We start from the raw sequence: 13,398 nt of genomic DNA, 5'->3' as shown, positions 1-13,398 counted from the left end.
GGCAGCTTTTGCTGCTGCGACAGTACTTATATTGTATTATGTAAGTTTTCTCAGTGCATATGTAAAATGAAGAATGGTTTGTTACTGATCAACCTAGGTACACCAGAGGCACCCGATACTATTGCTGTTCGGAAATATCTACGTGAATTCCTAGCCGATAAACGAGTTATTGACTTGCCTGCGCCGTTAAGGTACCTATTGCTCTATGGTATCCTTTTGCCCTTTCGCCCAAAAAATCAGCACGCGCTTATCAAGCCATATGGAGCAAAGATGGCTCACCCCTGCTAATTCACAGCCGGCATTTACAAACCAAATTACAAACGGCACTTGGAAGTAGTTGGCAAGTGAGTTTTGGAATGCGTTATGGCAACCCCTCTTTAACAAGCGCTTTAGAAGAGGTACGTCATTGTACACGGTTGACCATACTGCCTTTATATCCACAATATTCCTCGGCAGCAACTGGTTCATCTATTGAGAAAGTCTTGCATTTATTAGCTCCACAACCTGTTTTACCTACACTTACAATCATTCGTGATTTTCATGATTACCCGGGCTTCATTAACGCGCAAGCAATGTTGATTCAACCACATGTTGCTGATCACGATTATGTCTTATTTAGTTACCATGGAGTACCAGAGCGCCATCTTTTAAATACGGGTTGTAACAAAATTTGTGCGCAAAGTTGCCCGCCCATTGATGAAAATAACCAAGCTTGTTACAAGGCACAATGCTATGCAACAACTCGTTCCATAGTGAAAGCCCTGAATTTATCTGAGGAAAAATATGGTATCGCCTTTCAATCCAGATTGGGAAAAACACCCTGGATAAAACCCTATATTGACGAAATATTACCTGAACTGGCTATGAAAGGAATTAAACGTCTCGCAGTTTCTTGCCCCTCTTTTGTTGCTGACTGTCTTGAAACGCTGGAGGAAATCGGCATACGCGCACAACAGCAATGGCAACAACTTGGCGGTAAAAAATTAACGCTTATTCCTTGTGTGAACGAAAGTGAGCTGTGGATTACAGCACTTGTTAATCTCATCACCTCTTCTGACAATAATAATAACTAAACATTCCCTTATTTAACAAAAGATAAAAGCTAAAATTAGTGATTAATAAACAAGAATCCTCTCACAAAATTGCAAAACATTTTTTATGCTATAGAACATACATACGAAAGAATTTCTAACTGAGGTGAGCATGCATAGACAATTTGCCGAGCGTCTTAACAAAGAACTCGACGGTATCGGAGTACCACCTCGGACAGATGAGCGAATTGAAGTATTTGCCAAACTTGTCAAAATACCAAAATTTAAGGCAGAGGCCTTTTTAGATGGTATTACTCTCCCAGATCCCGCCATACTTAACCTGATTGCCCAAGAATTGGAAGTTGATCCTGACTGGCTGATAGGAAAAAGTGATCACCGTCAGAAAAAACGCGCGCCTAAATCTTCTTTACTCTTTATGGTCTACTGCCAAGATTACAATTCATTCCAGCTTTCTTCATTATCAGCAAAAAGCTGTAAACTATCCCAATCTTCAAATAAGGCTAAATGAAACAATGCATCACCTTCATTCACTAAAGGAATATTGGTTTTGCCAATCACCAAACCATCACAGGGAGAACAAATTTTTACTTCACTGTTGCCCAAAGGATCCACGATCAAACAGAGTAATTCATCTTTATGGATTTTTGTACCAAGCGATTTGCTTTCTATGACCATACCACTTTCCGCCGCCCTAACCCAAAAGGTTGATTTTGCAACAGCGACTTCAGGCTGTGTTCTGACTAGTGGCCTTCTTTGAGAAGGAGACAACATCTCCAGATAAGTCATTACTTTTAAGATCCCTCGTACCCCTAACTTAATAGAAAATTCATCAAAACGTAACGCTTCACCCGCTTCATAAATAATCATCGGAATATCTAAATTATCTGTAGCATGGCGTAGAGAACCATCGCGCATGTTGGAAGGTACCATTACTGGTGCAGCGAACGCTTCGGCCAAAGCGGCAGATTGTGCACACTGATGACTATATCTTGTTTGTGGATAATTACTGCGATGAATCGCACCAGTATGTAAATCAATACCATGTGTCGAGTGCTCAACTATTTCTGTCATCAGCAAATTAGCAAGTTTGGAAGCCATCGAGCCTTGTTCACGTCCAGGAAATTGGCGATTCAAATCCCGCCGATCCGGCAAATAACGCGAGTGAAGGATAAAACCATAAACGTTAACCACAGGAATTGTTAGCAAAGTACCTCGTATGCGCTTAAGAAGCGGGGAATGATGAAGCCTGCGAATAATTTCAACCCCATTAATCTCATCACCATGAATTGCTGCTGTTACAAAAAGAATAGGGCCTTCTTTCTTACCATGAAAAACATAAACCGGAACCTCAATGGGGGTTGAAGTATATAGCATAGACAAAGATAGTTTGACACAGTGGGATTGCCCCGCTTTGATGGACTCATTGGCAATGACAATTGGCTGTCTCGTAGTCATCCTTGGAACCGTCGGTTAATGCCCTTATGTTTGGCGTTTTTTCAATATATTGAATAATTTTAGCAGCAATATTCACATGTGTCGCTTTTTCTATTCCTTCAAGCCCTGGAGAGGAATTAATCTCCAATACCAAAGGACCATGTTTAGAGCGAATCAAATCAACCCCAGCCACTTTTAAGCCCATTGCTTTCGCAGCAGCAATCGCGATGGCTCGTTCTTGAGGGTCTAATTTGACTTTAACTGCTTTGCCGCCTTGGTGTACATTGGCACGAAAATCACCATCTTTAGCTTGTCGTTTGATGGCGGCCACTACTTTATCCCCAATCACAAAACAACGAATGTCAGTACCGCGTGATTCTTCAATAAACTCTTGCACCAAAATATTGGCAGACATTTCCTTAAACGCATTGATAATACTCACTGCTGATTGATGGCTTTCCGCCAAAATCACCCCTTTTCCTTGAGTTCCCTCTAATAACTTAATGACTAATGGCGCACCACCAACCATGCGAATTAAATCTTCTGTGTCATCAGGTGATTGTGCAAAACTGGTCAATGGCATAGGAATCCCTTTACGTGCCAAAAGCTGTAAGGAACGAAATTTATCCCGCGAACGTGATATGGCTATTGATTCATTCAGGGTGTACATCCCCATGGTTTCCATGTGCCTTAACAAGGCTGTTCCATAAAAAGTAATTGAAGCACCGATACGAGGAATAACTGCATCAAATTGTGGCAAAGGTACACCACCGCGGTAATGGACGTTAGGATTGGATGCAGCTACATTCATGTAGCAATTAAGTGGATTGATGATACTAACCTCATGATTGGCTTCTTCCCCAGCCTCTTTTAAGCGTTGGTGTGAGTATAATTGGGGATTTGTAGCCAATATCGCGATTTTCATGAATAAAGATTTCCTTGGTTATTTTTTAATTTTATGTTGGTATAAGCAAAGCCTAGCTCATAATTAAAGCCTTGCATTAAACTTCTTTCGAAACTCCACTGCAGTAGAGTTTCGAAAGAAGTTCTATTTTATTTTTGAAACGGCGGACAATCCTCGCAGGAAATTAATTGGTATAACGCTAGTAACGGGAGCATAGCCTGGATAAAACTCCCCAGGCTAATCTAGCAGGAATATATGAATACAAACTACAGACTATTAGCGTGCCTTCGCAAGCATTCTAAGAAACTAACAATTGATAGTCTTGAACCAAAAAATCAGCCTTGTGCGGCGTCGTGAAAAATGCACTTAAACCACCTTGTGGATTAAACACCATCACAGCTCCACTATGTTCTATATTATAATCGTGAGCATCCTTAGCATTGGGATTCGCGACTTTCGCATAAGCGATACCCATTTCGCGCGTCATCTTTTTTATCATCTCATTATCGCCTCTGGCACCATAAAAATGAGGATGAAACGCTTTAACATAATGTCTAAGTTTATCCAGATCATCTCTTTCAGGATCAACAGACACCATCACAATCTTAGGTAAGGGCTTTATTTTTGCTCTTCAAGCAAGCGATACATTTTAGCCAATTCTGCCATAGTAGTGGGACATACATACCCACAGTTAGTAAAACCAAAAAATCATAGTCCACTGGCCCTGCAAACTTGCATTATTAAACGATTTGTTATCAATCCCTGTTAAATCAAATTGATTAATTTCACGCGGTTTCTGCAGTAAAGTTCCATTAAATTGCTCGATATCAATTTTCTTTCTCGCATGCATATGTTGCGAGACAAATACTCCGGTAATTAGTGCGACGAAGGCAAACAAAACAGCCACTGTCAAAGCAATATGATTTTTGGCAGGCATTTTATCTCCTCAGACATAATGATCAATCAATAAAAATACAAATAACATCATTAAATAAACAATAGAAAACCGAAAAGTACGCATGGCAATAACTGGTTGTTCATCACGATACAGCATAATTGCCCAATGTAAAAAACGCAGGCCTAATAAAATAGCACCAATAAGATATAGGGAACCACTCATCCCTACGACAAAGGGCAAAACACTTACTACCAACAGGAGAATAGTATACAAAAGTACATTCAACTTGGTAAATGGAATACCATGCGTCACGGGTAACATAGGAATTTCCGCATGTTTATATTCTTCAAAACGATAAATAGCCAAAGCCCAAAAATGAGGTGGAGTCCACGTAAAAATAATGAGTACCAAAAGCAGTGCTTGCGGATCTAAATGATTTGTGACAGCGGTCCAGCCCAACAACGGAGGCGCAGCACCAGCTAACCCGCCAATCACAATATTTTGTGGTGTCGCGCGCTTCAAATAGCCAGTGTATATTCCCGCATAACCTATTAAAGTTACAAACGTGAGAACAGCAGTCAATGTATTGACAAACAAAATGAGTGTACTTAAGCCCAAAACACCTAGTATCAGCGCAAAATACAAGGCTTGCTTCACCGAAACCTTACCTTGAGCAATCGGCCTTTTTCGAGTACGGATCATGATAGCGTCGATGCGTTTATCTACAAGATGATTAATAGCCGCCGCACTCCCTGCACAAAACCCTATGCCAATCAGAGAAGCTAATAAGATTGGTAATGCTATCCAACCAGGGGCAGCTAAATACATACCAACAACGACAGTAAGCAACATGAGTGCAACCACTCTGGGTTTGCATAGCTCTAAGTAATCTCGCCAATCAACATTTAGACGAGGTTCTGTTTTAATGCTCATCACCAAGTCTCCTTTGAATAGTCCCCTTTCCCACTACAATTGAGTTTGAAAAAGGTCTAATAAGATAAAGCATCATCAATACCGTCGCCATCAACATAGCTGCCACACCATTATGGGCAACAGCAACCCATAATGGAAGTAAGTAAATAACATTCATAACACCAAGAGTAAATTGCGTAATCACCAGAAAAATAGCTAGTAGAGAAATACGATACAAAGACTTGTTATTGGTTTTAAATAACAATAATAAGGACAAGCTCAAAACATACACAACAGTCAAGACAGCTCCCAAACGGTGAACATATTGGATAGTTGTTCTAACCTCGCTGTCTAAAACACCACCTTGATAATTTGCTCCTACAGGTGCAAACAAATTAAATCCCTGTGAAAAATGCAATACAGGCCACCACTGTCCGTTGCACTGAGGGAAACCAATACAAGAAATCCCGGCATAATTCGAGCTCACCCAGCCACCCAAAGCAATTTGACAAAATACTATCACCACCGCTAACCCTATCCAGAATCTCCATTGCGGTAACGGAGTGAGAGTAACTGAACTTAATTGCAAGCGAAAACGACTTAAACAGGAAAAAATGAGTATCCCACCTAATAGATGCCCCATCACAACGACTGGGAGCAGTTTTAGTGTAACCGTCCACATCCCTAAGGCTGCTTGAAATACAACTAAAAGCACTAGGGTTAACGGTAATTGCCAAGGTAAGCGCATACCCTGCAGGCGGCGCCAAAGAATATTCACCGCAATAAAGAGAATGAGTAACCCGAGAGTCCCTGCGGCATAGCGATGTGCCATTTCAGTCCAAGCTTTGCGTGTTTCAATAGGACTATAAGGGTATTGATTCTGCGCTGACTTTAACGCTTTTTGTGCACTGGGAAGGACCATATGACCATAACAACCAGGCCAATCTGGACAACCCAAACCGGCATCGGTCAAGCGTGTATAAGCCCCCAACATAACAACGAACAAAGCCAGAATCACTGCGATTGTTGTTGCATAACGTACTGCTGTCAATTGCATGCGTTTAACCACTCTTTTCTGCTGTACTTAATAACTGTTTAAGATCATGGAATATATCCTGAGAATTAGCAGCTGGTGCATACGATAAAACCAAATAATTATTAGGATTTGCTATAAACACCTGTGCTTCAGGTTTCAAAATTGCCAAAGATTGACGTTGCTCATGAGACAGACGCAAGAGATGAATGTCTTGTTCCTTTAAAGAAGCCTCTAAAGATTTTGGTAGTGCTTTGCTATTGTCTTCAAGAATCAACCACTGTTCTACCTCATACAAACGCCGTCCTAAAGCCAGGCGAATACGTGCAAGTTTATCCAATTGATTAAGACAAGTGATGCTACAATCATCAGGACTCCACAATAAGAGGCGCCATTTATTATTACTAGTCATTGCAGGTACAAGAATCAGTGATTGTAACAATTCACCTTTATTAGTTGTTGCAGTGCCTAGCCATTGCGGATGCCTATAATATAAATAGGCAGTTATGCCTGGAGCCATAAATATCAGCGCCAGCAGTAGCAAAACCATATAATTACGCTTAGTCATCTTCATTGGTTTTCTTCAAATTTAAGGCAATAAATAAAATTAAAATAACAAAGGCAATAGCAAACCATTGCAAGGCATAGGCATAATGTCGTTCAGGAGGCATTGCTACCACAGCCCATTCTCGCACATAACTATCAGCTTCTGACTTGTCGAGGCGAATGATAAACGGATAGACTGATTTATGCAAAAATCGACCTATTAATTTCGTGTCTAGTTGTTCGATAATGGTCGTTTTGCCTTTTTTTCTACAGAAGGACCTAAGATCCAATTCTTTCCAGCTGGGTAATATACACGACCTGTCAAATGCATGGGGCCTGTCGGAATGACTATCTGTGGAAAAGTTCGCCGTGTAATATTCCCTTTAATCCAGCCTCGATCGATTAAGACAAGGCGACCAGAGTCAAGTTTGAACAAAGTCAGCACATTATAACCGAACTGATGCTGATAATGTTGATTATCGAGCAATAGAATATCCGGAAGATAATGACCTTTTACGCGTATTGGTTGATATTGCTGCGGCTTTAGCATCTCTGTTTGCCAGAGAATAGGACTTTGACTGGCAAGCGCAGTCTCTGCGGCCAGCATTCGTTTTTTCTCCTCTGCGCGCGCCACTTGCCAAAATCCAAGACGGACAAAAAGCACTATCGCCAGCAAAGCTAAAATTGTCATTCGCCAATCAGGCGTGAAACGGCGATTAAAACAAGTTAAACTGACCATCTTTTATTTCTTCTTAAGAACCCAATTAAAATATGGAAGGTTTAGGGCTGTTTACATTTCGCTAGATTGAGTGGTTATGGCTTGATTTTTGAGCAGCGCAGCGCAGAAAATCAAGCCATAAGCGCCAAGATAGTAGAAATATAAATAACCTCTAATAAAGACCAATCCATTGCGGAGTATAACAAATGTTCACCAAAGCTATCATCCTTATTGTCATGTTGGTTATTTTAATCTCTTTAGGCAGCGGCCTTGTTTTTTAGTACGTGATGAGGGCAAAACAAAACGAACTGTCAAAGCGCTAACTTGGCGCATTGCTTTATCATTACTTCTATTCTTATTTCTATTGCTGGCTTTTAAGATGGGCTGGATTCAACCCCATGCCGTTTGATCTCTTTCCAAACTCTACTGGGGAGGCAAATTTGGAAAAAGGTCTGATTCTATCCAAAATAAAAATAAATATCGTTAATTCTTTTAGCCTGGATTTATACTTAAGAGAGACAAAAATTTTGACTTAATACATCAACTAAGGATAGAACCATGTACATACTGTATTCATTAGGAACTCCTAATGGAATAAAACCGACTATTATGCTTGAGGAGTTAAAAGCCCCCTATGAAATCAAGCGAGTTAATATTAGAGAAGGTGAGCAGTTCAAACCTGAATTTCTAAAAATCTCTCCTAATAATAAGATCCCAGTTATCTACGACCCAGAAAACGATTTTTATTTATTTGAGAGTGTCGCCATTCTTGAGTATTTGGCAGATAAACATCAACAATTTTTACCTAAAGATCTTAAACATCGACTTAATGTGCTCAAATGGTGTTATTTTCAGGTAGGGCATATAGGTCCTATGTTTGGTCAGTATGGTCATTTTCACCGTTATGCTCCAAAACAGGTACCTTATGCTAAAAAACGTTATGCTGATGAGGTTTTACGATTAATGGCAGTCATGGACAAAGAATTAGTACAACATGCTTACATTAGTGGTACAGACTATACTATCGCTGATATGGCTATTTGGCCCTGGCTATATTGCTATGAGCATTTCTATGAAGCAACCATTGATGGCAAACAATTCCCCCATTTAATGCAATGGTATCAAACAATTTCACAACGCCCACAGGTCCAAGCAGCATTGGCAGCCTATAAAGATTAAGCATAGCCCCCTACGCACCTAGGGGCTATTCATCTTCTAAACATTGTATTATTTAATAAATTTAAAATGTATGTATAAATTAGACATGAAAAAATTTTAGCGAGATTGCCGGGCAATTATCTCTTTGCTCATTTACAGACCGAGATTTTAAATCTATCATTTGATTAATGCACATTAATCAATATGAGAAAAATAACCATGTCACATGGCGGTAAGCGGGCAGGGGCTGGACGACCAAAAGGTTCCAATAGTTGGGGGGAATCCACACAGGCTATGCGTATCCCTCTTTCACGGTTAAATGAAGTGAAGCAATTTCTTGAAAATGCCCATACAAGCTGCGCCCTACCTCTTTATTCAAGCACTGTGCGCGCAGGATTTCCCTCACCTGCAGATGACCACGTTGACTCTTTTCTCGATTTAAATAGCCATTTGATTAAACATCCGGCGGCAACTTTTTTTGTCATCGCTTCAGGGGACTCGATGCAGAATGCGGGTATTCAATCCGGCGATTTATTGATCGTTGATAAAAGTTTAGAGGCAACTCACGGCAAAATCGTTATTGCTGCTATCGACGGTGAGTTAACAGTAAAACGGCTGTCATGTCTGGCTAATCGAGTACAATTGCTACCTGAAAATGATAACTATCAAGCAATCGATATCACTAACGAGCAAGAGCTTGTCATATGGGGCGTAGTGACTCACATTATACATCCAGCAGGTTGATATGTATGCTCTGATTGACTGTAATAATTTTTATGCCTCCTGTGAGCGTCTATTCAGGCCCGACTTGCATAATAAACCCATTGTTATTCTCTCTAATAACGATGGGGCAATTATTTCGCGTTCGAATGAAGCCAAGGCGTTAGGAATTAAAATGGGAGAGCCTTACTTTAAGGTCAAAGGATTTTGTAAGCAGCATAAAGTTCATGTTTTTTCCTCAAACTATCCTCTCTATAGAGATCTTTCACAGCGAGTCATGTCTGTTATCGAAGAGTTTTGGCAAGATATGGAAGTTTACTCTATTGATGAAGCATTTTTAGATTTAAGTACCATGCCGTCTTCTCTCCATGATAGCTTCTGTATCACCCTTCAAAAACGTATTTTACAATTCACAGGGATTCCTACTTCTATAGGTATTGGTAGTACAAAGACGTTGGCAAAAATAGCCAATCATATTTGTAAGACAGAACTCAAAATTGCAGTTTTTAATATCAACAGACATCCAGATTGGCTTAAGCGAGTTAATGTTGGGGAAGTTTGGGGAATTGGGCGGCAATGGCAGAAAAACTAATACAACAAGGTATTCATACTGCCCATGATTTAGCCAGTATGAATGCTCATTTACTCAGAAAACAATATAATGTCATCCTGATGCGCACAGCAATGGAGTTACAAGGAGTGTCTTGTTTAAGCCTTGAAGAAGCTGAATCCAGGCACTCTATTCTTTCTTCACGCTCCTTTGGAAGCATGCAAACTGACTTCGAACCTCTTGCTCAAGCAATCAGTAGTCATTGCGCCAATGCTTCTGCGAAATTACGCCGGCAGCATTTGTTAGTGCAATCGCTATCCGTCTTTGTGAAAACAAACCGTTTTCGTGCGGATTTAGCCCAATATCATCAATCTATCACGATCAAACTGGAGATTCCGACAGATGATTTGCGCTTAATTACTCATTACGGCAAAGAAGGATTGCGGCAAATTTACAAAGCGGGGTTTCAATATAAAAAGTAGGGATTTGCTTAGAAGAACTCGTTAGTAAAGAGCATCTGCAACTGGATATTTTTCACCAACCGAACAAGAAGTTTGAAAAAACAGAACAAATTATGACGGTACTTGAGGCGATTCATCACAAATACGGTCGCCACTCTATTAAATTGGCTGCGGAAGGCTATTCGAAAGCATGGGCTATGAAATCGGAATTAAGATCACCCGCTTACACAACCTGTTGGTCAGATTTGGCTATTGTTAAATAATTAAATTTTATTTACTGCACTTCGCAATATAATCCTCTGTACTTCAGCAAGTATCTATTTAAAATCGCCTGATTTACTTGACAGTATTAATTTTTACTATCTACACTATTGAGTGCTGAAAGTGGACTATTAAGTTACAGCTTAATAGCTTATTAATAATTGTTTCTCCATTGATTAAAAAGGAATTTTTATGAACAAAGTAACTGGTACCGCATTAGCATTCGGCGCAGCAGCTATTTTCTCTGTAGCTCCTGTATTTGCATCATCTGCTTCTGATGCTCCTATGGTTCAGTGCAAAGGCGTTAATGCTTGTAAAGGTCAAAGCGCTTGCAAAACTGCTAACAACTCTTGCAAAGGTCAAAACGCTTGTAAAGGCCAAGGTATTACTATGATGACGCAGGATGCTTGCCAAAAAGCTGGCGGCACAACAGATGCTGGCACAACAACTCAACAATAATTAGTTATTAACCAGGTATGCTCTTGCATACCTGGTTTTTACCAATAAGTCGTTATAATGTCTATTCCTAAAGAGCTGCAAAAATTACCTTACCTCGGGTTTGGTTTAGGGTTACGTCCTGACCATTATGAGGAAATACTAGAACAAAAACCATCTCTGGATTGGCTTGAGATCATCACTGAGAATTATTTGGTTCCCGGCGGTAAGCCACTGTATTATTTGGATAAAATTCGCCAGGACTACCCTCTTGTGATGCACGGGGTGTCACTATCCCTTGGTAGCACAGATCCTCTCGATAAAACTTATCTCAAAGAAGTAAAATTACTGGCCGAGCGTATTGAACCTGTTTGGATTTCCGATCATCTGTGCTGGACAGGTATTCATGGGCTAAACATGCATGATTTATTACCTCTTCCTTATACAGAGGAAGCCATTAAGCATATTGCTTCTCGTATTATTGAAATACAAGATTATTTAGGCCGACAAATTCTTATTGAGAATGTTTCAAGCTATCTTACGTTCCTCCAATCAGAAATCACTGAATGGGAATTCATTACAGAAATTTCTAATCGTGCCGATTGCTATATTTTATGTGATGTCAATAATATCTATGTCAGTTCGGTAAATCACAATTTTAATGCCCTTGATTACATTCATGGCATACCACCCAAACGCGTAGCCCAGATTCACCTTGCTGGCCATTCTGACCATGGCGATTACATTATTGATACTCATGATGCCCCCATAGTTCAAGCTGTTTGGGATTTATATGCTGAGACCATCGAACATTTGGGAATGGTTTCAACAATGATAGAACGGGATGATAATATTCCTCCCTTATCGGATTTATTGGCTGAATTAAATCAAGCTCGAAAAATTGTAGGCAACCTATCCATCAAAGAGTTAGCAATATGACTAATTTACATGAATTACAAGATAGCTTGCAAAATTACTTACTCAAGAACCCAAGCACTATTCAAACAGCGATTGTCACCAGTGATAAAGTGCCTGCAGCGAAACGTTTGGCTATTTACGGAGATGCGTATCGTCTCCGGCTTCTTGAGGCTTTGGCCGCTAATTATCCCATTCTTAAGCGCCATCTGGGAGAAAATACCTTTCAGAAAATAGGTGAGAACTATATTAATAATTATCCCTCCTCTTATCGTTCAATTCGTTGGTTTGGTGATAAATTTGCTGACTATTTAGCAGGCGACAAAAATCATAATTATCTTTACCTAGCTGAACTCGCTCAATTTGAATGGCATATGACTTTAGCTTTTGATGCCGCGGAGGCTAAGGTAGTCAGCATTGAAGACATGGCTGCCATACCGGCAGAATCTTGGCCTACCATGCAATTTATTACGCATCCATCTTTACACCGCCTCAATTTTTTCTGGAATATTGTGACTCTCTGGCAAGCTCTGGCAAATGAACAGTCCTTCGTTGAAGAAGACCTGGTAATTAATAACAAACAACTGCCATGGGTTGTTTGGCGCCATGGTTATACAATTCGGTTTTACTCTTTAACCGAGGATGAGGCCTGGGCTCTGGATGCCCTAATCCAGGGAGTGAGTTTTGGTGAGTTATGTGCGGGACTCTGTGAATGGATGGAAGAACAGGAAGTAGGTATGCGAGCTGCTTCATTGTTAAAAAGTTGGATACAATCAGGTTTATTGGCGGAAATAAAACGCAATTAAAGACACTTATAAAGCACATTTTCACGTCACCTCGAGCATAGCAACAGCTCCCCAGAAATGTTCCGTATCAAAATCGAAGATCTATCTCTTTGTTCAGCATGATGAAAGAATGACTTTAACAAATCTGATACGCCACCAAAAAATCTGGGCCAGCATCATGAAATCAATCAATTAATCTCTAAGGACAAAGCAATGACCTAATTGCTACTCGTTTCTATCTCATGCACAATAGAAACATTATCGCAGCAACATGGAGTATTTTATGATACGGACTTCACTATACTTTGTTCTAGCATGTCTAAGGCAGCATAAGCAGGCTAGCTATCGAGAAGCAATTTCAATTAACTAATGTCGCTAAGGCTCCCCTATGCAACTTGATTTTCTGGACATTATATTAGGCTTTTTTGAAGGTTTTGCTTTAATTATTTCACCTTGTATTCTGCCTATTTTGCCTATTATTCTTGCCGGCTCATTCGCTGGTAGTAAGAAGCGCCCAGTAGGTATTATTATAGGTTTCGTTATAACCTTTACTCTCTTCGCATTTTTTCACGACAATTCGTCCAATACTCCGGTATAGATCTTAATATCATTCGTC

13 protein-coding genes and 5 pseudogenes are annotated in these 13,398 nt (G+C 40.1%); 10 read left to right on the top strand and 8 right to left on the bottom strand.

Annotation, left to right across the window (positions count from 1 at the left end; all coding sequences use genetic code 11):
* Positions 1-66 precede the first annotated feature (66 nt).
* Both hemH and BN58_RS29635 read left to right on the top strand, forming a co-directional pair.
* Positions 67-1,073, top strand: a pseudogene (hemH, locus tag BN58_RS22875) (ferrochelatase).
* Positions 1,074-1,203: 130 nt separating this feature from the next.
* Positions 1,204-1,431 (top strand): annotated as a pseudogene (locus BN58_RS29635) (hypothetical protein); the annotation flags it as partial.
* A gap of 53 nt (positions 1,432-1,484) precedes the next feature.
* Here the strand turns inward: BN58_RS29635 and BN58_RS06830 are convergent.
* The 8 genes and pseudogenes from BN58_RS06830 to BN58_RS22855 all read right to left on the bottom strand — a co-directional run bounded on the left by BN58_RS06830 (position 1,485) and on the right by BN58_RS22855 (position 7,518).
* The gene (locus BN58_RS06830) at positions 1,485-2,507 is read right to left on the bottom strand and encodes a succinylglutamate desuccinylase/aspartoacylase family protein (RefSeq protein ID WP_040916226.1); all 1,023 of its coding nucleotides are present in this window, start codon (positions 2,505-2,507) and stop codon (positions 1,485-1,487) included.
* Positions 2,504-3,411 (bottom strand): annotated as a pseudogene (rimK, locus tag BN58_RS22870) (30S ribosomal protein S6--L-glutamate ligase). The gene BN58_RS06830 and the pseudogene rimK overlap by 4 nt, the downstream one beginning before the upstream one ends.
* Before the next feature lie 277 nt (positions 3,412-3,688).
* Positions 3,689-4,327 (bottom strand): annotated as a pseudogene (locus tag BN58_RS22865) (SCO family protein).
* Positions 4,328-4,336: 9 nt separating this feature from the next.
* Positions 4,337-5,221, bottom strand: coding sequence for a heme o synthase (cyoE, locus tag BN58_RS06810; protein WP_019216191.1), 885 nt, complete (start codon positions 5,219-5,221; stop codon positions 4,337-4,339).
* The gene (locus tag BN58_RS22860) at positions 5,211-6,257 is read right to left on the bottom strand and encodes a COX15/CtaA family protein (protein WP_040916228.1); all 1,047 of its coding nucleotides are present in this window, start codon (positions 6,255-6,257) and stop codon (positions 5,211-5,213) included. The genes cyoE and BN58_RS22860 overlap by 11 nt, the downstream gene beginning before the upstream one ends.
* Before the next feature lie 4 nt (positions 6,258-6,261).
* Positions 6,262-6,753, bottom strand: coding sequence for a hypothetical protein (locus BN58_RS06800; RefSeq protein ID WP_232220411.1), 492 nt, complete (start codon positions 6,751-6,753; stop codon positions 6,262-6,264).
* 40 nt (positions 6,754-6,793) lie between these two features.
* On the bottom strand, positions 6,794-6,988 hold the full coding sequence (locus tag BN58_RS36870; protein WP_019216188.1) for an SURF1 family cytochrome oxidase biogenesis protein: 195 nt from the start codon (positions 6,986-6,988) through the stop codon (positions 6,794-6,796).
* Positions 6,989-7,011: 23 nt separating this feature from the next.
* Positions 7,012-7,518, bottom strand: coding sequence for an SURF1 family protein (locus BN58_RS22855; RefSeq protein ID WP_019216187.1), 507 nt, complete (start codon positions 7,516-7,518; stop codon positions 7,012-7,014).
* Positions 7,519-7,687: 169 nt separating this feature from the next.
* Between BN58_RS22855 and BN58_RS22850 the strand changes: the two genes are divergently transcribed.
* From BN58_RS22850 to BN58_RS33230, 8 genes and pseudogenes are all read left to right on the top strand, one after another.
* Positions 7,688-7,906 (top strand): DUF2909 domain-containing protein, encoded by a 219-nt coding sequence (locus tag BN58_RS22850; protein ID WP_232220410.1) that lies wholly within the window; start codon positions 7,688-7,690, stop codon positions 7,904-7,906.
* 149 nt (positions 7,907-8,055) lie between these two features.
* Positions 8,056-8,676, top strand: coding sequence for a glutathione S-transferase N-terminal domain-containing protein (locus BN58_RS06790; RefSeq protein WP_026069320.1), 621 nt, complete (start codon positions 8,056-8,058; stop codon positions 8,674-8,676).
* Between the two features lie 198 nt (positions 8,677-8,874).
* Positions 8,875-9,399, top strand: coding sequence for a LexA family protein (locus BN58_RS06785; protein WP_019216185.1), 525 nt, complete (start codon positions 8,875-8,877; stop codon positions 9,397-9,399).
* A 1-nt stretch (position 9,400) separates the two neighbouring features.
* Positions 9,401-10,649: pseudogene (locus BN58_RS22845) on the top strand (Y-family DNA polymerase).
* Between the two features lie 190 nt (positions 10,650-10,839).
* On the top strand, positions 10,840-11,106 hold the full coding sequence (gene bufA2, locus BN58_RS06775; protein ID WP_019216184.1) for a BufA2 family periplasmic bufferin-type metallophore: 267 nt from the start codon (positions 10,840-10,842) through the stop codon (positions 11,104-11,106).
* A 57-nt stretch (positions 11,107-11,163) separates the two neighbouring features.
* Positions 11,164-12,021, top strand: a complete 858-nt coding sequence (gene bufB, locus BN58_RS06770) for an MNIO family bufferin maturase (protein WP_019216183.1) — start codon at positions 11,164-11,166, stop codon at positions 12,019-12,021.
* Positions 12,018-12,803 (top strand): HvfC/BufC N-terminal domain-containing protein, encoded by a 786-nt coding sequence (locus BN58_RS06765; RefSeq protein WP_019216182.1) that lies wholly within the window; start codon positions 12,018-12,020, stop codon positions 12,801-12,803. The genes bufB and BN58_RS06765 overlap by 4 nt, the downstream gene beginning before the upstream one ends.
* A gap of 367 nt (positions 12,804-13,170) precedes the next feature.
* On the top strand, positions 13,171-13,380 hold the full coding sequence (locus tag BN58_RS33230) for a hypothetical protein (protein ID WP_019216181.1): 210 nt from the start codon (positions 13,171-13,173) through the stop codon (positions 13,378-13,380).
* Positions 13,381-13,398 lie beyond the last annotated feature (18 nt).

It is taken from the genome of Legionella tunisiensis (genome assembly GCF_000308315.1).
Lineage (GTDB): Bacteria > Pseudomonadota > Gammaproteobacteria > Legionellales > Legionellaceae > Tatlockia > Tatlockia tunisiensis.
The sequence above is the reverse complement of the archived record's forward strand: the minus strand, read 5'-3'. Positions and strand labels throughout refer to the sequence as shown.

Coding starts and splice junctions, on each gene's coding strand:
- BN58_RS06765 (WP_019216182.1), top strand. CDS start 12,018: ATGACTAATTTACATGAATTACAAGATAGCTTGCAAAATTACTTACTC.
- BN58_RS33230 (WP_019216181.1), top strand. CDS start 13,171: ATGCAACTTGATTTTCTGGACATTATATTAGGCTTTTTTGAAGGTTTT.
- BN58_RS06830 (WP_040916226.1), bottom strand. CDS start 2,507: ATGACTACGAGACAGCCAATTGTCATTGCCAATGAGTCCATCAAAGCG.
- BN58_RS22860 (WP_040916228.1), bottom strand. CDS start 6,257: ATGCAATTGACAGCAGTACGTTATGCAACAACAATCGCAGTGATTCTG.
- bufA2 (WP_019216184.1), top strand. CDS start 10,840: ATGAACAAAGTAACTGGTACCGCATTAGCATTCGGCGCAGCAGCTATT.
- BN58_RS22855 (WP_019216187.1), bottom strand. CDS start 7,518: ATGGTCAGTTTAACTTGTTTTAATCGCCGTTTCACGCCTGATTGGCGA.
- BN58_RS06800 (WP_232220411.1), bottom strand. CDS start 6,753: ATGGCTCCAGGCATAACTGCCTATTTATATTATAGGCATCCGCAATGG.
- BN58_RS06790 (WP_026069320.1), top strand. CDS start 8,056: ATGTACATACTGTATTCATTAGGAACTCCTAATGGAATAAAACCGACT.
- cyoE (WP_019216191.1), bottom strand. CDS start 5,221: ATGAGCATTAAAACAGAACCTCGTCTAAATGTTGATTGGCGAGATTAC.
- BN58_RS06785 (WP_019216185.1), top strand. CDS start 8,875: ATGTCACATGGCGGTAAGCGGGCAGGGGCTGGACGACCAAAAGGTTCC.
- bufB (WP_019216183.1), top strand. CDS start 11,164: ATGTCTATTCCTAAAGAGCTGCAAAAATTACCTTACCTCGGGTTTGGT.